General features: G+C 68.6%; 21 protein-coding genes and 1 riboswitch. Of the genes, 19 read left to right on the top strand and 2 right to left on the bottom strand.

What is annotated here, in order from left to right; genetic code table 11:
* Nucleotides 1–61 precede the first annotated feature (61 nt).
* The 8 genes from ACZYY4_RS10780 (at nt 62) to ACZYY4_RS10745 (ending at nt 7,713) form a co-directional block, all read left to right on the top strand.
* Complete coding sequence (locus ACZYY4_RS10780) at nt 62–361, top strand: PE family protein (RefSeq protein ID WP_463809962.1); 300 nt, start codon at nt 62–64, stop codon at nt 359–361.
* Between the two features lie 51 nt (nt 362–412).
* The gene (locus ACZYY4_RS10775) at nt 413–709 is read left to right on the top strand and encodes a WXG100 family type VII secretion target (RefSeq protein WP_463809961.1); all 297 of its coding nucleotides are present in this window, start codon (nt 413–415) and stop codon (nt 707–709) included.
* A gap of 13 nt (nt 710–722) precedes the next feature.
* Nucleotides 723–1,007, top strand: a complete 285-nt coding sequence (locus tag ACZYY4_RS10770; RefSeq protein WP_463809960.1) for a WXG100 family type VII secretion target — start codon at nt 723–725, stop codon at nt 1,005–1,007.
* A gap of 83 nt (nt 1,008–1,090) precedes the next feature.
* Complete coding sequence (locus tag ACZYY4_RS10765; RefSeq protein ID WP_463809959.1) at nt 1,091–2,317, top strand: PPE family protein; 1,227 nt, start codon at nt 1,091–1,093, stop codon at nt 2,315–2,317.
* 15 nt (nt 2,318–2,332) lie between these two features.
* Nucleotides 2,333–3,667 carry a PPE family protein gene (locus ACZYY4_RS10760; protein WP_463809958.1) on the top strand — a complete coding sequence of 445 codons (1,335 nt, stop codon included), beginning with the start codon at nt 2,333–2,335 and terminating at the stop codon, nt 3,665–3,667.
* A 5-nt stretch (nt 3,668–3,672) separates the two neighbouring features.
* Nucleotides 3,673–5,019 carry a PPE family protein gene (locus tag ACZYY4_RS10755; RefSeq protein WP_463809957.1) on the top strand — a complete coding sequence of 449 codons (1,347 nt, stop codon included), beginning with the start codon at nt 3,673–3,675 and terminating at the stop codon, nt 5,017–5,019.
* 125 nt (nt 5,020–5,144) lie between these two features.
* Nucleotides 5,145–5,331: riboswitch (M-box (ykoK) riboswitch) on the top strand.
* A 441-nt stretch (nt 5,332–5,772) separates the two neighbouring features.
* Nucleotides 5,773–6,969 carry a PPE family protein gene (locus ACZYY4_RS10750; RefSeq protein ID WP_463809956.1) on the top strand — a complete coding sequence of 399 codons (1,197 nt, stop codon included), beginning with the start codon at nt 5,773–5,775 and terminating at the stop codon, nt 6,967–6,969.
* A gap of 21 nt (nt 6,970–6,990) precedes the next feature.
* On the top strand, nt 6,991–7,713 hold the full coding sequence (locus ACZYY4_RS10745) for an MgtC/SapB family protein (protein ID WP_463809955.1): 723 nt from the start codon (nt 6,991–6,993) through the stop codon (nt 7,711–7,713).
* Between the two features lie 32 nt (nt 7,714–7,745).
* Here the strand turns inward: ACZYY4_RS10745 and ACZYY4_RS10740 are convergent, their stop codons facing one another.
* The gene (locus ACZYY4_RS10740) at nt 7,746–8,954 is read right to left on the bottom strand and encodes an NAD(P)/FAD-dependent oxidoreductase (protein ID WP_463809954.1); all 1,209 of its coding nucleotides are present in this window, start codon (nt 8,952–8,954) and stop codon (nt 7,746–7,748) included.
* Nucleotides 8,955–9,024: 70 nt separating this feature from the next.
* Between ACZYY4_RS10740 and ACZYY4_RS10735 the strand changes: the two genes are divergently transcribed.
* The 5 genes from ACZYY4_RS10735 to ACZYY4_RS10715 all read left to right on the top strand — a co-directional run bounded on the left by ACZYY4_RS10735 (nt 9,025) and on the right by ACZYY4_RS10715 (nt 13,403).
* Entirely contained in the window at nt 9,025–9,927 is a 903-nt protein-coding gene (locus ACZYY4_RS10735) for a sterol desaturase family protein (protein WP_463809953.1), read from the top strand.
* A 112-nt stretch (nt 9,928–10,039) separates the two neighbouring features.
* Nucleotides 10,040–10,606, top strand: coding sequence for a LysM peptidoglycan-binding domain-containing protein (locus ACZYY4_RS10730; protein WP_463809992.1), 567 nt, complete (start codon nt 10,040–10,042; stop codon nt 10,604–10,606).
* Between the two features lie 121 nt (nt 10,607–10,727).
* Nucleotides 10,728–11,402 carry an Rv1815 family serine proteinase gene (locus ACZYY4_RS10725; RefSeq protein ID WP_463809952.1) on the top strand — a complete coding sequence of 225 codons (675 nt, stop codon included), beginning with the start codon at nt 10,728–10,730 and terminating at the stop codon, nt 11,400–11,402.
* On the top strand, nt 11,399–11,899 hold the full coding sequence (locus ACZYY4_RS10720) for a VOC family protein (protein WP_463809951.1): 501 nt from the start codon (nt 11,399–11,401) through the stop codon (nt 11,897–11,899). Before ACZYY4_RS10725 ends, ACZYY4_RS10720 begins: the two co-directional genes overlap by 4 nt.
* A 49-nt stretch (nt 11,900–11,948) precedes the next feature.
* Nucleotides 11,949–13,403: an FAD-binding protein gene (locus ACZYY4_RS10715; protein ID WP_463809950.1), complete on the top strand. Its 1,455-nt coding sequence runs from the start codon at nt 11,949–11,951 to the stop codon at nt 13,401–13,403.
* Here the strand turns inward: ACZYY4_RS10715 and ACZYY4_RS10710 are convergent.
* A complete protein-coding gene (locus ACZYY4_RS10710; protein ID WP_463809949.1) occupies nt 13,390–15,324 on the bottom strand; it encodes an ABC transporter ATP-binding protein/permease in 1,935 nt (644 codons plus the stop codon). The two genes, ACZYY4_RS10715 and ACZYY4_RS10710, sit on opposite strands and share 14 nt — an antisense overlap.
* 184 nt (nt 15,325–15,508) lie before the next feature.
* On the opposite strand from ACZYY4_RS10710, the gene secA2 reads away from it, so the two are divergent.
* The 6 genes from secA2 (at nt 15,509) to gcvH (ending at nt 21,086) form a co-directional block, all read left to right on the top strand.
* Nucleotides 15,509–17,872, top strand: coding sequence for an accessory Sec system translocase SecA2 (gene secA2 / locus ACZYY4_RS10705; RefSeq protein WP_463809948.1), 2,364 nt, complete (start codon nt 15,509–15,511; stop codon nt 17,870–17,872).
* A 13-nt stretch (nt 17,873–17,885) separates the two neighbouring features.
* Nucleotides 17,886–18,488 (top strand): CDP-alcohol phosphatidyltransferase family protein, encoded by a 603-nt coding sequence (locus ACZYY4_RS10700; protein WP_463809947.1) that lies wholly within the window; start codon nt 17,886–17,888, stop codon nt 18,486–18,488.
* On the top strand, nt 18,481–19,407 hold the full coding sequence (locus ACZYY4_RS10695) for a DUF881 domain-containing protein (RefSeq protein ID WP_463809946.1): 927 nt from the start codon (nt 18,481–18,483) through the stop codon (nt 19,405–19,407). Before ACZYY4_RS10700 ends, ACZYY4_RS10695 begins: the two co-directional genes overlap by 8 nt.
* Before the next feature lie 88 nt (nt 19,408–19,495).
* Complete coding sequence (locus ACZYY4_RS10690) at nt 19,496–19,828, top strand: small basic family protein (protein WP_013828851.1); 333 nt, start codon at nt 19,496–19,498, stop codon at nt 19,826–19,828.
* Nucleotides 19,829–19,831: 3 nt separating this feature from the next.
* Nucleotides 19,832–20,644 (top strand): DUF881 domain-containing protein, encoded by an 813-nt coding sequence (locus tag ACZYY4_RS10685; RefSeq protein WP_463809945.1) that lies wholly within the window; start codon nt 19,832–19,834, stop codon nt 20,642–20,644.
* A gap of 28 nt (nt 20,645–20,672) precedes the next feature.
* Nucleotides 20,673–21,086 (top strand): glycine cleavage system protein GcvH, encoded by a 414-nt coding sequence (gene gcvH / locus ACZYY4_RS10680; RefSeq protein WP_463809944.1) that lies wholly within the window; start codon nt 20,673–20,675, stop codon nt 21,084–21,086.
* Nucleotides 21,087–21,231 lie beyond the last annotated feature (145 nt).

Below are 21,231 nucleotides of genomic sequence, written 5' to 3'. Positions count from 1 at the left end.
TGCTCGACGCGCCCGGTGATCGTCGGCCGTTCAGCGGCCGGCACCGTTTGAGGAGGGCCCCATGACATTCGTCAACACCCAACCCGAGGCGCTGACCGCCGCCGCGGGCAACTTGACCGCCATCGGCTCGGCGCTGAGCGCTCAGAACGCCGCGGCCGCAACACCGACGACGGGTGTGGTTCCGGCCGCCGCGGATGAGGTTTCGGCGCTGACCGCGGCCCAGTTCGCCGCGCACGCCAGCATGTACCAGTCGATCAGCGCTCAGGCAGAGGCCATACACCAAGCCTTCGTCGCCACGTTGAACACCAGCGCCAACTCGTATGCGGCGACCGAAGCGGCCAACGCCGCGTCGGCCGGGTAACGCCACTAGCCCTACGCCACAATAATTTTCACGAACCAAGGAGAGATTCTCATGGCAACACGCTTTATGACCGATCCGGACGCGATGCGTTCGATGGCGGGTCGTTTCGATGTGCACGCGCAGACGGTGGAGGATGAGGCCCGGCGGATGTGGGCGTCCTCGACCAACATCTCGGGTGCGGGCTGGGGTGGTCTGGCCGAGCGGACCTCGATGGACACCATGGGTCAGATGCAGACGGCGTTTCGCAACATCGTGAACATGCTGCACGGGGTGCGCGATGGGCTGATTCGCGACGCCAACCACTACGAGAGCCAGGAAGCTGCTTCCCAGCAGATCCTGGGCAGCTAGGGAGGATACGAATATGTCGATTAACTACCAGTTCGGTGATGTGGATGCCCACGGTGCGTTGATTCGTGCCCAGGCTGCCTCGTTGGAGGCCGAGCACCAGGCGATCGTGCACGATGTGCTGGCTGCCGGGGACTTCTGGGGTGGTGCCGGTTCGGTGGCCTGCCAGGAGTTCGTGGCGCAGTTGGGCCGCAACTTCGCGATCATCTACGAGCAGGCCAATGCTCATGGTCAGAAGGTGCAGACCGCCGGCAACAACATGGCCAACACCGACGCCTCCGTCGGCTCCAGCTGGGCCTGATCCACTCGAGCCCTCCGGGGCGCTGCGCCGGCACCGGCTAATCGGCAATCCGCGCCGCGGCTGATCGACCAGAGGTGGATGGCATGGATTTCGGAGCGTTGCCACCGGAGATCAACTCGGGGCGAATGTATTCCGGTCCCGGCTCGGGGCCGTTACTGGCGGCTGCCGGTGCGTGGGACGCGCTGGCCGCCGAGTTGAGTTCGACTGCGGCGTCGTACAACTCGGTGGTCTCGGGCCTTACCGGTGACGCCTGGTCGGGTCCGACGGCGACCGCAATGTCGGCGGCCGCGCAGCCCTACGCGGGTTGGATGGGCAGCACCGCCGCGCAAGCCCAGCAATCCGCCGCCCAGGCACGGGCCGCCGGCGCGGCCTACGACACGGCGTTCGCTGCGACCGTGCCGCCGCCGGTGATCGCAGCGAACCGCAGCCTGCTGATGTCGCTGATCGCCAGCAACATCCTGGGCCAGAACACCGCGGCGATCGCGGCAGCCGAGCTGGAATATGCCGAAATGTGGGCCCAGGATGCCGCGGCGATGTACGGCTACGCCGGCGCATCGGCAAGTGCCACCGCCCTGTCCGCGTTCGCCGCGCCGCCCCAGACCACCAACCCGGCCGGCCTGCAAGCGCAGTCCGCGGCAGCCACCCAGGCTGCGACCGGAGCCGGTGCCGAAGCCCAGTCGTCGTTGACGCAGCTGATCTCGATGGTGCCGCAGGCGCTGCAGAACATGGCGGTGTCCGGGCCGGCCGCTGCGGCCGACCCGACCTCGCTGTTGGATTTCCTGGCCGGCCCGCTGTCACCGATCTCGCTGTTCGGGATCGGTGGAATCCCGTACCTGCTGGCGATCCAGTGCGTGCTGCTGCCGATGAACGGGGCGAACGTGGTCTCCTCGGTCAACCGGGCGATGGGGCCCAAGCCCTGGCTCCCGGAGCCGTTACCGGCTCAGGCGCTGGCCGGGGCGCGGCTGGCCGGCACGCCGATGCCGACGGTGTCGGCCGGGTTGGGCAACGGCGGCTCGATCGGACGAATGTCGGTGCCACCGGGCTGGATCGCCCAGACCCCGACCGCGAAGGCCGTCGCCGCGGTGTTCCCGGAGGCCGGCCCGCAAGCCGTCGCGGCGATTGCCGCCGAGGGTGAAAGCGGGCTGGCCGGTGACCTGGCTTTGGGTGGCCTGGCCGCACGGGCCATGAGTGTCACCGGGGGAGCCGCCGGACGCGGAGTCGGCGGAGCGACCGGACTGGCGGCGGCGAGCAAGCCCAGTAAGCCGAGCAAGGCGACCATCATCGTGATTCCCCCCTCAGCAGAGGACTGAAGCGCGGTGCCGGGCATGGACTTCGCAGCGCTGCCACCGGAGATGAACTCCGCGCTCATGTATGCCGGCCCGGGGACCGGCCCGATGCTGGCTGCGGCCAGCGCATGGCGGGGGGTGGCCGGAGAGCTCGGCGCGGTGGCCTCGTCCTACCACGCGGTGATCGCCGAGCTCATCGGGCAGAGCTGGTTCGGTCCGGCATCGCAGTCGATGGGGGCCGCGGCGACGCCGTACGCGGACTGGCTCAGCACCACCGCGACAGCGGCCGAACACACGGCGAGCCGGCTGATGCTGGCCGTGAGCGACTTCGAGCAGGCGTTCGCCGCAACGGTGCCACCCCAGGTGATCGCGGCGAACCGCAGTCAATTGGCGGCTCTGACGGCCTCGAATGTGGTCGGGCAGAATGCGATGGCGATCGCGGCGACCGAGGCCGAATACGAACACATGTGGTTACAGGACGCGATGGCGATGTACGGCTACGCGGCCCGCTCGGCAGCCGCGACGGCGGTGCAGCCGTTCACCGCGCCGCCACCGGTCACCGATGGGGCGGCCGGACAGGCTGCTGCGGTCACCCAGGCCACTGCGGGTGGTACCCAGAACCAGCTGTCCCAACTGCTGAACGCCATTCCGCGGGCACTACAGGGGCTCTCCGGCTCCGGGGGTGCGCAGGCCTCGCCGGCCGATGCACTGGCCTCGGCGCAGAGCACCGACCCGGTGGCGCAGGGCGCCTCCTATATCGAGATGTTGACCCGATCGATCTTGCCCGCCAACGACACCAACATCTCGGTGCTCTACGGCATGGGGCAGTATGCGCGCAACCTCAACACCGACCTCGACATCTCCCAGGCGACCGGCGGCCGGGCCGGATTCGGTTCCGGCACACCGGCGCTGAGCGCCGCTGAATCGACGGCTCCGGCCGGCGGCACCCGGCCGCCGGTGGCAGCGAGCACCGGGAACGCGGGCGTGGTCGGCAAGCTCGCGGTCCCACCGGCCTGGACCGAATCGGTGCCCGAGGCGACGACCACCGCGGCCGTGGCACCCGGCACGGCCCCGGTGCCCGCCGCCGCGGCACCCGCAGGACATGGTGCCGGCGTGGCGGGTGCTGGTCTGGCCGGTCTGGCCGCCGGGCGGTCTGGCCGCCGGCGGGGACGCGGTGACCGGGGGGAGGCGAACAGCGAGCGGATCGCCGACCAGCTCACCGGCGCAGGAGAGGTACGACACTGGCACGTCGAGCCGGGCGGACTCAAGAGCCTGCTGGGTGAGGTTGCCGGGCAACCCGGTGTCCACGAGGTCTATTTCGACACCGCCGAGCAGGTGCCGCCCGACACCGGACCGCAGCCGGGCCGGGGGTGATCGGAATGGATTTCGCCGCGCTGCCGCCGGAAGTCAATTCCGGACGCCTGTATGCCGGCCCGGGCTCGGGGCCGATGCACCTCGCCGCGACGGCGTGGGCTCGGCTGGCCACCGAGACCGGTTCGGCCGCCGGGGCTTACCAGTCGGTGCTGACCGGCTTGACCGACGAGGGGTGGCTGGGACCGGCCTCCGAGTCGATGGCCGCCGCCGCCACACCGTATGTGGCCTGGCTCAACGCCACCGCGGCGTCGGCCGAGCAGGCCGCCGCAGGCGCGACCGCGGCCGCGACCGCCTTCGACGAGGCCTACGCGGGGGTTGCACCGCCGCCGGTGATCGCGGCGAACCGCAGCGCGCAGTCGACGCTCGTCGCGACGAATGTGCTCGGGCAGAACAGCGCGGCAATCGCGACGCTGGATGCCGAGTACGCACAACTGTGGGTCCAGGACGCGATCGCGATGTACGGCTACGCGGCCCAGTCGTCGGCGGCCACCACGCTGACCCCGTTCACCCAACCGCCGGCCACCACCGACCCCTCGGCATCGGGCCGGCAGGGGGCGGCAGTCGCGGCGGCCACCGCCGGCAGCGGGCAAGCTCAGCTGTCGCAGCTGATCGCCGCGGTCCCGCGGGCGCTGCAAGGACTGGCGCCGGCGGCGGCCTCGCTGCAACCCGCAGCGGACACCAGCACGCTCACCCTGTCGCAGCTGGTCTCCTACTTCCTGATCCTGCCGAAGAGCATTGTGCCGTTCAACGATGCGATCAAGACCGTCCTCTACGGCTTGATCCAGTACTCCCGCAACCTCAATACCGACCTGGATATCGCCGCGGCCACCGGTGGCAGGGCCGGGTTCGGTTCCGGTGCAACGGCGTTGGCCGCGGCCGAAGCATCCGTACCGGCCGGCCCCGGACCGGTGTCGGCCGGAGCGGGTAACGCGGGCACGATCGGCCGACTCAGCGTCCCACCGAACTGGGTGACGACTGCACCGGTGGCCAAGATGGCTGCCGCCGCCTTGCCGGGTACCGGACTGGCGGCGGCACCCGCCGCGGCGGCCGCCGCCGCGCAGATTCCGACCGGTGTGTTCACAGACTTGGCCCTGGCGAGTCTGGCGGGACGGGCACTCACCGGGGCCGCGCCGCGGAGTCATCCCGCCGCGGCGATGAACGGCCATGCACAGAGCCGGCTGGAACGCCTGGTCACCGAGCTGGCCGGCACCACCGACGTCCAGCACTGGCACGTCGACCCCAGCCGCCTGGACAGCCTGCTGGAAGAACTCGCCGAGCAGCCCGGCGTGCATGCCGTGCACGTCAAACCGGACGGTCGCAGCGGCCCCGGTCAGGATCGGCAGCCCAGCTGATGCCGGTGCGATTTCTGGCCGAAGACAAGCTGATTCGCAGTCGGCGCCGGCCAATCTCCGCCAGGAGGCCCGCGACCCGCCGCGCCTGATTGACCCGGCCCGCCGGCTGGTGCACTATGGTTAAGCAAGCACCTCGTTAGGTGAGGCGTCTGCACGGATACAGGCCACTGACCCCGAACGTCGAAAGACGCCCCGGGTCAGGACAGCTCCTCCCGGATTAAGGGTTGAGCCCAAGTGGCTTCCGGATCTGCGTACTTTGCGCAGGTCAGGACACGCCGTGCAGTGCCGAAGCTCTGACGAGAGGGGTGCGGTGTCTGTCCGGCTGTTTCCGGGCGACTTCACCTCTTTGTGCACACGTGCAGGCACCCCCGCGTGCCCAGGCCCAGAGGAGGTGAGAGCGACATTGAGTCCGAGTGATAGTTCCTATCCGAGATCGGCGGTCGTCTCCCTCAATCTCGGTACTGCTTTCACCATCTGATTCTCACCGGCGCTGAACTCGTCGTCTGGCGTGACTTTCGTTCGCGGAATACGCCAGGCTTCGGCATGTCCTGAAAACGCTTGGTAACTCGGCCTTTTCGTCGAGCAGCGATTTCGGCCGACATGCCCGGCTCCGGCATGTCGCCATGACCGGCTGACCCGATCTTTCGTTCCTCTGACCTACGGATGCAACGCGTATCGGGATATCGACGTGCCTGCACACCCGCAACAAACCCAGTCATCTGGAAAAGCCACTGATCAAAAAGGAGCAATGCCATGGACTTCGGAGCATTTCCGCCGGAAATCAACTCAGCTCGTATCTACACCGGGCCCGGCGCGGGACCGATGATGGCCGCCGCGGGGGCCTGGGACATGATGGCCGCCGAACTCGGTTCGGCCGAGGCCGCCTACCAGTCGGTCATCAACGGACTCATCAGCGAAGGCTGGATGGGGCCCGCTTCCAATGCGATGGCCGCCGCGGCAGCGCCCTACGCGGCGTGGATGGGCACCACCGCCACCCAGGCCGAGCAGGCCGCCGCCCAGGCCAAGGCGGCCGCTGCGGCGTTCGAGGCGGCGTACGCGATGACGGTGCCGCCGCCGCTGATCGTCGCGAACCGTTCCCAGCTCGCGCTACTGGTGGCCACCAACGTCCTGGGCCAGAACGCCGGGGCGATCGCGGCAACCGAGGCGCACTACAGCCAGATGTGGGCCCAGGACGCCTCGGCCATGTACGGCTACGCGGCGGCGTCGGCGGCGGCCACGAAGGTCACGCCGTTCAGCTCGCCACACGAGGTGGCCGACCCGTCGGCGCAGGGCACCCAGCAGGCCGCGACCGCCCAGGCCACCGGTACGGCGGCTGCTTCGAACGCGCAATCCACACTGTCCCAAGCGATCACGAACACGCCGCAGACATTGCAGGGTCTTGCGGCGCCGCTGCAACCGCCAACAACGGGCGCCGAGGGGATCAGCACGGGCGATCTGACCAATGGATTGACCAACCTGATGAGCAGCTCGTTCAGCCCGATGAGCGCGGCCGGGATCTCCGGCTTCGCCGCCGACATGGCGGTGGTACGTGGTGCTGCGATCGCTGCGGGTGATCCGCTGGGCTTGGGCGCGATCGACCCGTTCACGCCGATGCTCGGAGCACTGGGCGGCGGACTCGGCAGCGGGATGCACGGCCTGGGCGCCGGGTTGGGCGGTCTGGGCACCGCCTCAGCGACGATGAGCCAGGCGTCGATGGTCGGGGGACTGTCGGTGCCGCAGGCGTGGGCTGCGGCCGTCCCGGCCACCGGTCCCGCCGGCGGCGTCGCGGCTACCGGGTGGACTGTGGCCACGCACGCCCCCCAGGCGGGCGCGGCCGGGATGCCGGGCGTGCCGATGGCCGGCGCCGGGCAGGGCCGCAGCTACGGATTCGCCGCCCCGCGCTACGGCTTCAAGCCCACGGTGATGGGTCGGCCGGTGGTCGCCGGTTAGGGCGTGTGACAGGGTTAGCTCATGCAGACGCTGAGCGTCGCCGAGTTCACGCTGCGACTGGCCGTCGGGCTGGGCTGCGGTGCGCTGATCGGGCTGGAACGGCAGTGGCGAGCCCGGATGGCCGGGCTGCGCACCAACGCGCTGGTGGCCGCCGGCGCAACGCTGTTCGTGCTGTACTCGATCGCCGCCGGCGACACCAGCTCCACCCGGGTCGCCTCGTATGTGGTGTCGGGGGTGGGGTTCCTCGGCGGCGGGGTGATTCTGCGGGAGGGGTTCAACGTCCGCGGTTTGAACACCGCGGCCACCCTGTGGTGCTCGGCCGCCGTCGGCGTGCTGGCGGCGGCCGGGAACCTGCTGTTCGCGGTGATCGGTACCGGTGCGATCGTCGGCACCCACCTGTTGCTGCGGCCGCTGGGCCGGCTCATCGACCGCGACCAGCACGTCGAGGAGGACGAACCGCAGTCGCCCTATCAGGTGCAGGTGATCTGCCGCCCGAAGTCCGAGAAGTATCTGCGCGCCCAGATCGTGCAACACACCGCCGGCAACGACCTGGTGCTGCGCGGGATCCACACCGGCCCGGCCGCCGGCGACAACATCGCGCTCACCGCATCGATGATGTCGGACAACCGGGCGCCGGCCCGGCTCGAACGCCTGGTCGGCGAACTGTCCCTGCAGCCGGGCGTCTACGCGGTGCACTGGCACGCCGAGGACCAGCTTGTCCTGCCGCCGTCGGCGGCGGACTGACGCGGGCCGGTCAAAGGCCGGTCAAAGGCCGATCAGCGGCCGGGGTCCGGCCGGTCCTGCAATACCGGCGCGGCCGCGGCCAGCAGCTCCGTCCGGTCGCCGCCGGCCGGCGGGTAGATCCGGTGGGTGTTGATCACCCGCTTGGTGGCCTTGGCGGCGTCCCCGTGCGCCACCAGGGTGCGTTCCCAGCCCTGCGTGTAGACCGCCCCGGCCGGACCGAGGTCGACAACCGTGACGTACCAGGGAATCCGCAACCGCAACATCGGCTGACCGAGCAGTTCACCGACGACGTTGTAGCCGGCGTAACGCCCCATCGGCCGGCCGTGCTGGCACGACATCACCGACAGGTGCTCGTCGTCCATCCGCGCCGCGGCCACATCTCCGGCGGCGAACACCGCGGGCACCCCGACCACCCGCAGGTAGTCGTCGACCGGCAACCGGCCGAACCGGTCGAGCGGTACCGGCAGCTGCGAGGTCAGCGGGCTGGCACGCATGCCCGCACACCAGATGACCGTTGCTGCCGCAAGCACCTCACCGGAGGACAGCGTCACGTGGCGGGCACCCACCTCCGTCACCCCGACACCGGTTCGGATCGCGATGCCGTTGTCCCGCAATGCGGTTTCGATCACCGGACGTGCCGAATCGCCCATGTCCGAACCGACGTGGTCGTTGTGGTCGACCAGCACCACCCGCGGTGCGGCGGCGGGCCCGAAGATCGCGGCGAGCCGCCGCGGCAGTTCGCAGGCCGTCTCGATACCGGTCAACCCGGCCCCGACCACCACCACGGTGGCCGCCTCGGGGCCCGGCGCACCGGCCGCCAACCCGCGCAGGTGGCGATCCAGTGCGGTGGCGCCGTCGAAGGTGTCGACGTCGAAACCGAACCGGGCCAGGCCCTCGATCTCGGGTTCGGCCACCCGACTGCCCGAGGCCAGCACCAGGGCGTCATAGCGGTACGTCGTCCCGTCCGATGTGGTGATCCGGTGTGCGACGGTGTCGATTCCGATCACCTCCGCGACGACGTGCCCAATGCCTACCGGGTCGAGCAGACCGGCCAGCGGGATGCGGCAATCGCGAAGGTCGGCCTCATAGTTGCGCACCCGGATGTCGTGAAATGGGTTGTGGCTGAGGACGGTGATGTCCACCGTTGCAGGGGCCACCCCGAGTTCGTCGAGTCGGCGGGCGGCACCGAGTGCGGCCCACAGGCCGGCGAAACCGGACCCGATGACGATCACGTTGGGCATGGCTGCCAGTCAACACCAGTGCACGGCGGCGGAAGCGGGCTCTAAACTGCTAGCACGGAGGTGAACCACGGTGGATGCGATCGCTGGTGTGTGGTCGGTGTTGCCCGCGCAGATGCGTGACCCGGTGCTTTTCGCCATTCCGTTCTTCGTGCTGCTGCTGACCCTGGAATGGCTTGCGGCCCGCAAGCTCGAAGATCTCGAACGCGGGTCCTACCGCGCGAGGGACGCCTGGACGAGCATCTCGATGGGATTGGTCTCGGTGGCCACCACCGCAGGCTGGAAGCTCATCGCGCTGCTCGGCTATGCGGCGATCTACACCTACCTGGCGCCGTGGCAGCTGTCGCCGAGGCACTGGTACACCTGGGTGATCGCGATCCTCGGCGTGGACCTGCTCTACTACTGCTATCACCGCGTGGCGCACCGGATCCGGCTGATCTGGGCGACCCACCAGGCGCACCATTCCAGTCAGTACTACAACCTGGCCACCGCGCTGCGGCAGAAGTGGAACAACAGCGGTGAGATCCTGGCGTGGATCCCGTTGCCGCTGCTGGGAATTCCGCCCTGGATGGTGTTCGCGGCGTTCTCGGTGAACCTGATCTACCAGTTCTGGGTGCACACCGAACGGATCGACAAGCTGCCGCGGGCCGTCGAGTTCGTCTTCAACACACCGTCGCACCACCGAGTGCACCACGGGATGGACGCGGAGTACCTGGATAAGAATTACGGCGGCATATTGATCATCTGGGACCGGATCTTCGGCAGTTTCACTGCGGAGCGGTTTCGTCCGCACTACGGGCTGACCAAGCAGGTCGACACCTTCAACATCGTGCGGCTGCAGCTCCACGAATACGCCTCGATCCTCGCCGATGTGCGTGGCGCGACCCGGTGGCGTGATCGGCTCGGATACGTTTTCGGTCCGCCTGGCTGGCGGCCCGCATGGTCGGAGTCGTCTTCGGCGACCCTGGGACAATGAGGAGCGCACCGACCGGTGTTCGCATAGGCTTGCGAGGTCGCATTCGAGCGATGACGCCCCGGCGGTTTCGGCCGCGGCGTGACGACGAGAAGGGAACAACGTGGCACAGAGCTTGGGAGACACGCTCACCGCAGGCAAGAAGCTCGTCAAGGGCGAGTCTCTGACCTCCAATAATGGGGCGTACACCCTGACACTGCAGGACGACGGCAACCTGGTGTTGGCATCGCGCGGCAAGGCTGTCTGGTCGTCCGGCACCAACGGCAAGGACGTGGTGCGCGCCGAGGTGCAGTCGGACGGCAACTTCGTGCTGTACACCGCGGACGAGCCGATCTGGCACACCGACACCAAGGGCAAGAAGGACGTCAAGCTGGTGTTGCAGGACGACCGCAACCTGGTGCTGTACGCCGCCGACGGCGCGGCCTGGTCGACCAAGACCGAGACCGACGCCCCGCCGCCCGCCGAAGAGCCGAAGGCCGAAGAAGCTCCCGCGGCTCCCGCGGCGCCCGAGGCTCCCGCGGCTCCCGCTGCGCGCAAGTACACCGTGGTCTCCGGTGACACGCTGTTCGCCATCGCCGAGCGGTTCTACGGTGACGGCAACAAGTACCCGCAGATCGCGGAGGCCAGCGGTATCGCCAACCCGGACCTGATCCACCCCGGTCAGGAGCTGACGATCCCCTGACCACCGCTTGAGGCCGACGCGGCGGCCCGGAACCCATGGGACCGGGCCGCCGCGCTGCGCCGATGATCACAGCGGTCAACCCGGCCGGACCGAAACCGGCCCCCAACGAGCGGAGTCGACGGTGCGCGGGCGCATTGTGCGGGTGCTGACGGTGATCGCCGCGGCCGTAGCCACGGCCGCGGCCCCGGCGATCGGCACGGCTCGGGCAGATCCGGTGCTGGTGTTTCCGGGGATGGAGATCCGCCAGGACACCCATGTCTGCACCCTCGGCTACGTCGACCCGGGCATGCGCATCGCCTTCACCGCCGGCCACTGCCGGGGCAGCGGTCCCGTCACCGACCGGGCCGGCAACGTCATCGGCTCATTGGCGACATTCCGCGACAACACCCCCAACGGTGCGACCGTCAACACCGACCAGGTGATCGCCGACTACGAGGCGATCGTGCTGGCCGACGGCGTGGCCACCAACGACATCCTGCCCGGCGGCCTGCGACTCGAGGCCGGCCCGGACGACGCGGTGGCTCCCGGAGAGCCGGTCTGCCACTTCGGCATCGTCACCGGAGAGACCTGCGGAACCGTCGAACGGGTCAACAACGGCTGGTTCACCATGACCCGCAGCGTTCGCAGCCAACAAGGCGATTCCGGTGGCCCGGTCTATGCGATCCGCGGCCCCGGCTCGGCCCGGATCGTCGGGTTGTTCAACAGCGTGTGGGGGGAGTACCCCGCCGCGGTGGCGTGGTCGGCGATCTCCCAGCAGGTCCGCGAAGACGTCGGCGTACCAACCATTCGGCCATGATCCCGCCGCCCCGACCGCCCGTCCAGATCGCTTGGGTCACCGCTGATCTGGACGCCACCGAATCGACCCTGAGCGCGCTGTTGGGCGCCCGCAAATGGGTCCGCATGCCGGGCGTGCACTTCGCCCCGGACACCTGCAGCTACCGGGGCGAGCCGGCCGATTTCGTCGCCGACATCGCGCTGAGCTACGCCGGGGACATGCAGCTGGAGTTGATCGCGCCGGTTAGCGGGCGCAGCATCTACTCCGACTTCCTCGACGACAGCGGACCGGGCCTGCACCACATCTGTGTCGAGGCCGACGACCCCGACGACTTTGCCACGATGCTCGACGACGCGGCGGCCAACGGCGCCGAAACCGTCTCCCAGGGCGTGATGCCCGGGGGCATCCGGTTCGCCTACGTCTCGGCGGCCGACGCGGGTGTCCCGTTCGTGGAGATTGCGTACATTCCGGCGGAGATCCGAGCCGTCTTCGACTACATCAAACAGGAGCAGCGGTGAGCCGCACCGGCGACGCTGCGGAGACCCAACGACGAGAGAGGCGGCGCCGATGAGCACCGAGATACCGGAAACCCTAGGCGCCGAGGACGTCTCGTCGTGGTCCGACGACGTCGACGTGGTGGTGATCGGCTTCGGCATCGGCGGCGGTTGCGCCGCGGTCAGCGCGGCGGCCGCCGGGGCGCGGGTGTTGGTGCTGGAGCGCGCTGCCGAGGCGGGCGGCACGACCTCCATGGCCGGCGGACACTTCTACCTCGGCGGCGGCACCGCCGTGCAGGAGGCCACCGGGCACCCGGACTCGCCGGACGAGATGTTCAAGTACCTCGTCGCGGTGTCGCGCGAACCCGAGCACGACAAGATCCGGGCGTACTGCGACGGCAGCGTCGAACACTTCAATTGGCTTGAAGGCCTGGGGTTCCAATTCGAACGCAGCTACTACCCGGAGAAGGCGGTGATCCAGCCCAACACCGAGGGGCTGATGTACACCGGCAACGAGAAGGTGTGGCCGTATCTGAATCAGGCCGTTCCGGCGCCGCGCGGACACAAGGTACCGGTGCCCGGCGACACCCAGGGCGCCAAGATTGTGATCGACCTGCTGCTCAAGCGGGCCGAGAGCCTCGGAGTGGAGATCCGCTACGAAGCCGGTGCGACCGGTCTGATCACCGATTCCTCGGGCGGTGTCGCCGGCATCACGTGGAAACGCTTCGCCGAAAGCGGTGCGATCAAAGCGGATTCGGTGGTGATTGCGGCCGGTGGCTTCGTGATGAACCCGGACATGGTCGCCCGCTACACACCCAAACTGGCGGAGAAGCCGTTCGTGTTGGGCAACACCTACGACGACGGGCTGGGCATCCGGCTGGGGATGTCGATGGGCGGGGCGACCAAGCACATGGACCAGGTGTTCATCACCGCGCCGGTCTATCCGCCGTCGATCCTGCTCACCGGGATCATCGTCAACAAGCAGGGCAAGCGGTTCGTCGCCGAAGACTCATATCACTCACGCACGTCCGGCTTCGTGATGGATCAGCCGGACAGCGCGGCATTCCTGATCGTCGACGAAACCCACCTGCGGAAGCCGCAGGTACCCCTGGTGCCACTGATCGACGGGTGGGAGTCGGTCACGGAAATGGAAGCGGCACTGGGTATTCCGGCCGGAAACCTGGTGGCGACGCTGGACCGTTACAACGCCCACGCGGCGCGCGGGGAGGACCCGGACTTCCACAAGCAGCCGCCGTTCCTGGCCCCGCAGGACACCGGGCCGTGGGGCGCGTTCGACTTGTCGTTGGGCAAGGCGATGTACGCCGGCTTCACCGTCGGCGGGCTGGCGACGTCGGTGGACGGCGAAGTGCTGCGCGAGGACGGCAGCCCGGTGCGCGGCCTCTACGCGGCCGGCGCCTGTGCGGCCAACATCGCCCAGGACGGCAAGGGCTACGCCAGCGGAACCCAGTTGGGGGAGGGCTCGTTCTTCGGCCGCCGCGCCGGAGTGCACGCGGCTAAACGGGGCTGAGTTCCCACCGGCCGCGCCCGAGCAGCTCCAGCACGTGCTTGTGGTGCTGGCGGACGGTGTGCCGGTGGCTCACGCTGACGACGATGGTGTCGGGAAGTTCGCTGCGCAGCAGGCGATACAGCGTCAACTCCAGCCCTTCGTCGAGCGCCGACGTCGACTCGTCCAGGAATGCGGCTTTAGGCCGGGTCAGCAGCAGACGGGCGAACGCCACCCGCTGCTGCTCGCCCGGCGAGAGCACCTTGGCCCAGTCCTCGACATCGTCGAGCCGGTCGACCAGATTCGGCAGCGCCACCTTGACCAATGCCTCGCCGATCTCGGTGTCGGAGACCTCGCCGGCAGACAGCGGATAGGACACCACCGCGCGCAGATCACCCAGCGGGATATAGGGCAGCTGCGAGATGAACATGGTCGCGTTGACCGCATCCGGGCGCCGCAGGGTGCCCGACGCGTACGGCCACAGCTGGGCCAGGCTGCGCAGCAGGGTGGTCTTACCGCTGCCCGACGGGCCGGCGATCATCAACGCGTCGCCGATGTCCAGGTGCACGTCGAGCGCGTCGATGAGCGGATCGCCGGCCGGGGTGCGCACCTCGACGCCCTCGATCTCCACGGTGCCGTCCGGGCTGGGCTTGACCAGCAGCTCGGGCAGCTCGCGTGCCTCGCGGTCGACCTCCACCAGCCCGTGCAGACGGATGATCGAGGCGCGGTAGCCGGCGAAGTTGTCGTAGGCGTTGCGGAAGAACGACAGCGAGTCGGAGATGTTGCCGAAGGCCGACGCGGTCTGCGCCACCCCGCCGAACATGATCTGCCCGGAGAACAGCCGGGGCGCCTGAATCACCCAGGGCAGCGGCACGATCGCCTGGCTCACCGACAGGTTCCAGCCGGCGAACCCGATGGTCCGGTTCACGAACTTCAGGTAGTTGTCGATGATCGCGGAGAACCGCGACCGCAGCTGCATCCGCTCGGCGAGCTCGCCCCGGTAGAACGCGACGGATTCGGCGGCATCGCGCACCCGCACCAGCGCGTAGCGGAATGCCGCGTTGGTGAGCTCATTGCGGAAGCTCAACCGGATCAGCGGCCGGCCGATCCAGAACGCGACGATGGTGGCGATCGCGACGTAGACCAGCACGATCAGGAACATCGCCCGGGGAATGTCGACTCCCAACACGGTCAGCGTGCCCGAGAGGTTCCACAGGATGGCGGTGAACGACACCACCGTCACCATCGACTGGACGGCGCCGAACAACAGCGTGCTGCCGGTGCCGTTGGCCGGCGCATTGGGACTGGCGCCGTTGCCGGCGGTGAAGATGTCGATGTCCTGCTGGATGCGCTGATCGGGGTTGTCGATGGCACCTTCGATGGCTTCGCCGATCGACGGGTCCAGCGGCGACTTGACGAAGTGGGCCCGGTAGTAGGCCCGCCCCTCCAGCCAGTCGCCGGTGAGCCGCTCGGTGAGCCAGATGCGCCAGTTCACCATGAAGTGCTGGGTCAGGTAGATGTCGAGCATCACCCGCGCCACATGCAGCACCGCCATCAGGCTGAAGATGCCGATCGACATCCAGAACCCGTGCACGCCCGACTGTTTGACCGCGTCGTCGCCGCCGGCGGCGCCCTGGAACGCGGTCTGCAGCGAGGAGTACATGTCGTTGCCCTGGAAGCTGAACAGCACGTTGAGCCGGACCGCGGTGATCACCGACAGCAGCAGCACGCCCAGCATCAGCCAGACCCGGGCACTGTCACGTCCGGTGAAGTAGGGGCCGGTGATCGTCCAGAACTGACGGCCCCACCGGGTGCTCACCCGCAGCAGCGCCACCACCGCCACCACACCGACGGCGCTGATCGTCCAGGCGATCGCTATCCACAGCAGCGAATCGGGCAGCGCGTGCGCCCAGTCGATGGACGGGTTGAACAGCTTCGAGTCCACTGCCACGTCTCCTTGCTGTCCCTGCCGCCGGAGCCACGTCGCGGTCGGTGTCCGAATCGAGAAAAGCCCGTGCGCAACCTACCGCAGCGGTGCACGGTCGCGTCGGATGAGCGGGGACAGAAAGGCCGGTGACCCCGGTGGTGCCCCCGGCTTGCAGACGGTGCCCACCGCGTACGGTTGTGCTGTGGCTAACACCTCGAAGACGGTCTCCGGGACCACGCGCGCCAAGTCGGGCCGGCTGAGCGGAAAATTCTGGAAACTGCTGGGCGCCAGCACCGAGAAGAACCAGAGCCGTTCGATGGCCGAGGTCACCGCCGCCGCCGACTACGCCAAGAAGGCCGCCGGGCTCGACGACGAGCAGCTGCGTAAGGCCGCGCAACTGCTCAAACTCAAGGATCTGGCGGACGCGTCGGACATTCCGCAATTCCTGGCGATCGCCCGCGAAGCCTCCGAGCGCAGCATCGGACTGCGCCCGTTCGATGTTCAGCTGCACGGTGCGTTGCGGATGCTGGCCGGCGATGTGGTCGAGATGGCCACCGGCGAGGGCAAGACGCTCTCCGGCGCGATCGCCGCCGCCGGTTACGCCATCGGTGGGCGTCACGTGCATGTCGTCACGATCAACGACTACCTGGCCCGCCGCGACGCCGAATGGATGGGTCCGCTGCTCACCGCGATGGGGGTGACGGTCGGCTGGATCACCGCCGACTCCAGCGCGGCCGACCGCCGCGCGGCCTACAAGTGCGACGTCACCTACGCGTCGGTCAACGAGATCGGCTTCGACGTGCTGCGCGACCAGCTGGTCACCGACGTCGAGGATCTGGTCTCACCCAATCCCGACGTGGCGCTGATCGACGAGGCGGACTCGGTGCTGGTCGACGAGGCGCTGGTGCCGCTGGTGCTGGCCGGTACCACGCACCGCGAGACGCCCCGGATGGAGATCGTCGGGCTGGTCGGCCGGCTCACCCCGGGGGTGGACTACGACTCCGACGAGGACCGGCGCAACATCCACCTCACCGAGGAGGGCGCGCGCAAGGTCGAGAAGGCACTGGGCGGCATCGACCTGTACTCCGAGGAACACGTGGTGTCGACCCTGACCGAGGTCAACGTCGCCTTGCACGCCCATGTGCTGCTGCAGCGCGACGTGCACTACATCGTCCGAGAAGGCAAGGTGCAGTTGATCAACGCCTCCCGCGGCCGGATCGCCGCCCTGCAGCGCTGGCCGGACGGCCTGCAGGCCGCGGTCGAGGCGAAAGAGGGCATCGAGACGACCGAGACCGGCGAGGTGCTCGACACCATCACGGTGCAAGCGCTGGTCAACCGCTATCCCACGGTGTGCGGAATGACCGGAACGGCGCTGGCCGCCGGCGAACAGCTGCGCCAGTTCTACCAGCTGGGCGTCTCGCCGATCCCGCCCAACATGCCCAACATCCGGGAGGACGAGGCCGACCGGGTCTACATCACCGCCGCGGCCAAGAGCGACGCCATCCTCGAGCACGTCGTCGAGGTGCACGCCACCGGGCAGCCGGTGCTGGTGGGAACCCATGACGTCGCCGAATCCGAGGAACTCTACGAACGGCTGCGCAAGCGTGGGGTCCCGGCTGTGGTGCTCAACGCCAAGAACGACGCCGAGGAGGCCACGGTGATCGCCGAAGCCGGCAAGCTCGGCGCGGTCACCGTCTCCACCCAGATGGCCGGGCGTGGCACCGACATCCGGCTCGGCGGATCCGAAGAGTCCGACCACGACGAGATCGTCGAACTTGGCGGGCTGCACGTGGTCGGCACCGGCCGTCAACACACCGAGCGCCTCGACAACCAACTGCGTGGCCGGGCCGGCCGCCAGGGTGACCCCGGATCGTCGGTGTTCTTCTCCAGCTGGGAGGACGAGGTCGCCGCGACCAACCTGGAAGCCAACAAGCTGCCGTTGGAGACCGATGACGACGGCCGGATCCTGAGCACCAAGGCCTCCGGGATGCTCGATCACGCGCAGCGCATCGCCGAGGGCAAGCTGCTCGACATCCACGCCAACACCTGGCGGTACAACCAGCTGATCGCGCAGCAGCGCGCGATCATCGTGGAGCGGCGCAACACTTTGCTGTCCACGCCGGCGGCCCGCGAGGAACTGGCCGAGCTCGCACCGCAGCGCTTCGCCGAACTGCGCGAACAATTCGGCCAGGATGATCAGGACGCCGATGCGAAGCTGGAGAAGATCTGCCGGCTGATCATGCTGTATCACCTGGACCGCGGCTGGGCCGATCACCTGGCATTCCTGGCGGACATCCGGGAGAGCATCCACCTGCGCGCGCTGGGGCGGCAGAACCCGCTCGACGAATTCCACCGGATGGCCCTGGATGCGTTCGCTTCGCTGGCCGCCGATGCCATCGAGGCGGCCCAGCAAACCCTCGAGACCTCCGATTCGATCGAGTCCGAGCCGGGCATCGACCTGTCCAAGCTGGCGCGGCCCACGTCGACGTGGACCTACATGGTCCGGGACAACCCACTCAGCGACGACACGATGGATGCGCTGAGCCTCCCCGGGATCTTCCGCTAGGGGCACGGCGAACATGCCTGTCGGCTCAGAGCACGACCGGGTGCTCACGGTGCCCAACGTCATCAGCCTGGCTCGGCTCGGCCTGATCGGCGTCTTCGCATACCTGATGCTGGTCGCACAGGCCGACGGGCCGGCGGTGGCGGTCCTGATGCTCAGCGGCGCCTCCGACTGGGCCGACGGCAAGCTGGCCCGGTTGCTGGATCAGTCCTCGGCGCTGGGTGCGCTGCTCGACCCGGCGATCGATCGGCTCTACATGGTGGCGGTCCCGGTCATCTTCGGACTGCGCGGCCTGGTGCCGTGGTGGATCATCGGCACCCTGCTGGCCCGGGACCTGCTGCTGGTCACGGTGCTGCCGGTGTTGCGCAGTCGGGGCCTGACCGCGCTGCCGGTGACCTACATCGGCAAAGCCGGTACCTTCGCGCTGATGTCGGCGTTTCCGCTGATCCTGCTGGGGCAGTGGGACGCGCTGGCCAGCCGGGTGGTGCTGTCCGTCGGGTGGGCCTTCCTGATCTGGGGCCTGGGCATGTATCTGTGGGCGTTCGTGCTGTACCTGATCCAGGTGGTGCTGGTGGTCCGCACGATGCCGAAGGTCGCATCCCGAGTGGCAGATGTCTGAACCGTTCTTCGCGCTCAGCGGCTATGACGGCCAGAGTGACCGGGGCGCGCATGAGGCCGGCCGGCCGCAGAGATTCGCGGTGCCCTCGTTGCTGCGCTCACTGCTGTCCGAGCATCTCGACCCCGGCTATGCCGCGGCGGCGGCCCAGCGTGACCGGCGCGGCACGACGGCGCGGGCCCGGATTTCGGGATGGGCGTGGGAGGCGCTGGCGGCGCTGTTGGTGGCGACGGTGTTCGCCGTCGCATTCGCCCAGGCCCGGTCATTGGCGCCCGGTATGCGCGACGCCCAGCAGGTGCTTGCCACCAACGTGCGGTCGGCCGAGGACGTGACCGTCAAACTTGTCGACAAGCGCGACACCTGGACGAATCGCGTCGACGAGTTGCGCCGGCATCGGCTGGCCGACGACGCCGAAGGGCAGCGGGTGCTGGCCGGCCTGGACGCGCTCAGCCTGGCGGCCGCCAGCACCCGGGTGAGCGGTCCCGGCCTGATCGTCACGGTGACCGACCCGGGTGCCGGGCGAAACCTCTCCGACGCCTCCAAGCAGCGGGTGTCCGGCAGCCAGCAGATCATCTTGGACCGTGACCTGCAGCTCGTCGTCAACTCGCTGTGGGCCAGCGGCGCCGAGGCCATCGCGATCGGCGATGTCCGGATCGGTCCCAACGTGACGATCCGCCAGGCCGGCGGCGCGATCCTGGTCGACAACAAGCCGATCAGCAGTCCCTACACGGTGCGTGCCATCGGGCCGCCGCGCGAGTTGCGCGATGCCTTCGACCGGACGCCAGGGCTGTACCGGCTGCGACTGTTGGAGGTGTCTTACGGGGTGGTCGTGCGCGTCGACGGCCGGACCGGCGCCGATCTGACACTGCCTGCGGGTTCGGCGCGAGATGTCCGGTTTGCCAAACAGATAGGGCACTCGTGACGCAAGCTTGCGTTGCGGGCTGTGACGCTGCGGTGCTGTCGGCGGCGCGGCCGCAGGATCCGGTTCGGGAGGCTGGAGTGAGTTCTACATGATCGGTATCGCCGCGCTGATCGCCGGCATCGTGCTGGGTCTGGTCTTTCATCCCAGCGTTCCGGAGGTGGTTCAGCCCTATCTGCCGATCGCCGTGGTGGCGGCATTGGACGCCGTGTTCGGTGGCCTGCGCGCCTACCTGGAGCGGATCTTCGACGCGAAGGTGTTTGTCGTGTCGTTCGTTTTCAACGTCCTGGTCGCCGCGCTGATCGTCTACCTCGGCGACCAGTTGGGGGTCGGCACCCAGTTGTCCACCGCAATCATCGTGGTCCTGGGCATTCGTATCTTCGGCAACGCGGCCGCGCTGCGGCGACGGCTGTTCGGAGCCTGACCGGTGGCTGGGGATCCGGTGCCGCACGGCCGGCACGAGCTGCCGGAGGCGGATGACGGTGACGGCGCGCCGCCTCGGCGCGGCCCGCTCGGTATTCGCCGCGGCCCGCTCGGTATTCGCCGCGGCCGCTCCGGGCCGCTGTTCACCGTGCTGGCGATGCTGCTGTGCCTGCTGCTGGGAGTGGCGATCGTCACCCAGGTCCGCCAGAACGATTCCGCCGACGCCCTGGAAACGGCCCGGCCCGCCGATCTGCTGGTACTGCTGGATTCGCTGCGTCAGCGCGAAGCCTCGCTCAACACCGAGATCGCCGAGTTGCAGCAAACGCTCAACGCGCTGCAGCAGTCCGGCAGCAGTGACCAGGCCGCCATCGAGAACGCCCAGGCCCGGCTCTCCGCCCTGTCGATCATGATCGGCACCGTCGGCGCGGTCGGTCCTGGAGTCGTGGTCACCGTGGACGATCCGGCCCGTGGCGTCGCACCGGAGACGATGCTCGATGTGATCAACGAGCTGCGAGCCGCCGGCGCCGAGGCGATGGAGGTCCGCGACGGTACGAAGGCGGTGCGGGTCGGGGTGGACTCGTGGGTTGCCGGGACCCCGGGCTCGTTGGAATTCGACGGGATAGCCTTGGCTCCACCGTATTCCGTTCTGGCGATAGGAGATCCACCCACTCTGGCGGCCGCGATGAACATTCCCGGTGGGGCGGTCGACAGCGTCAAGCGGCTGGGTGGCGCCATGGGTGTGCAACAGGCCGGCCACGTGGAGGTGACCGTGTTGCGGCAACCGAAACCGCGCCAATACGCTCAGCCAGTCAAGTGAACCCGACACCGCAAGGAGCACGATCACCGTGAGCTCGGAAAGTTTAGTTCCGTCCGATCTGTATTACACCGCCGAGCACGAGTGGGTTCGGCGCACCGGCTCCGACACCGTCCGGGTGGGCATCACCGACTTCGCGCAGGCGGCGCTGGGTGACGTGGTCTTCGTGCAACTGCCCGGCGAGGGCACCGAGGTGGCGCCGGGGGAGAGCTTCGGTGAGGTGGAGTCGACCAAGTCCGTCTCGGATCTCTACGGGCCGATCTCGGCGAAAGTGGTTGCGGTCAACGCGGATCTGGACGCCAATCCACAGCTGGTGAACTCCGACCCGTACGGCGCCGGCTGGCTGCTGGACCTTCAGGTCGACGACACCGCCGCCGATGCCCTGGACCAGACCCTTGCGGGGCTGCTGACCGCCGACGCCTACCGCGCGACGCTGGGCGAATGATTATTGCTAGCCTGCCTGCCGGGACGCGCCGGGTATTCGGCGGGTATTCGGCCGACACGATCCCGCGGTGCGGGGGACATTATCGACCGCTGCGCGGTACGGTCGACTCAACAATCGTGGGTCCGGTGCCCTGGATATCCGGCGG

This window comes from Mycobacterium sp. IDUB_21 (genome assembly GCF_055419425.1).
This window is presented reverse-complemented; position numbering and strand designations above follow the sequence as displayed.

Coding starts and splice junctions, on each gene's coding strand:
- ACZYY4_RS10760 (WP_463809958.1), top strand. CDS start 2,333: ATGGACTTCGCAGCGCTGCCACCGGAGATGAACTCCGCGCTCATGTAT.
- ACZYY4_RS10740 (WP_463809954.1), bottom strand. CDS start 8,954: ATGCCCAACGTGATCGTCATCGGGTCCGGTTTCGCCGGCCTGTGGGCC.
- ACZYY4_RS10755 (WP_463809957.1), top strand. CDS start 3,673: ATGGATTTCGCCGCGCTGCCGCCGGAAGTCAATTCCGGACGCCTGTAT.
- ACZYY4_RS10775 (WP_463809961.1), top strand. CDS start 413: ATGGCAACACGCTTTATGACCGATCCGGACGCGATGCGTTCGATGGCG.
- ACZYY4_RS10770 (WP_463809960.1), top strand. CDS start 723: ATGTCGATTAACTACCAGTTCGGTGATGTGGATGCCCACGGTGCGTTG.
- ACZYY4_RS10690 (WP_013828851.1), top strand. CDS start 19,496: ATGATCGGTATCGCCGCGCTGATCGCCGGCATCGTGCTGGGTCTGGTC.
- ACZYY4_RS10765 (WP_463809959.1), top strand. CDS start 1,091: ATGGATTTCGGAGCGTTGCCACCGGAGATCAACTCGGGGCGAATGTAT.
- ACZYY4_RS10700 (WP_463809947.1), top strand. CDS start 17,886: ATGCCTGTCGGCTCAGAGCACGACCGGGTGCTCACGGTGCCCAACGTC.
- ACZYY4_RS10745 (WP_463809955.1), top strand. CDS start 6,991: ATGCAGACGCTGAGCGTCGCCGAGTTCACGCTGCGACTGGCCGTCGGG.
- ACZYY4_RS10720 (WP_463809951.1), top strand. CDS start 11,399: ATGATCCCGCCGCCCCGACCGCCCGTCCAGATCGCTTGGGTCACCGCT.
- ACZYY4_RS10780 (WP_463809962.1), top strand. CDS start 62: ATGACATTCGTCAACACCCAACCCGAGGCGCTGACCGCCGCCGCGGGC.
- ACZYY4_RS10695 (WP_463809946.1), top strand. CDS start 18,481: ATGTCTGAACCGTTCTTCGCGCTCAGCGGCTATGACGGCCAGAGTGAC.
- ACZYY4_RS10750 (WP_463809956.1), top strand. CDS start 5,773: ATGGACTTCGGAGCATTTCCGCCGGAAATCAACTCAGCTCGTATCTAC.
- ACZYY4_RS10715 (WP_463809950.1), top strand. CDS start 11,949: ATGAGCACCGAGATACCGGAAACCCTAGGCGCCGAGGACGTCTCGTCG.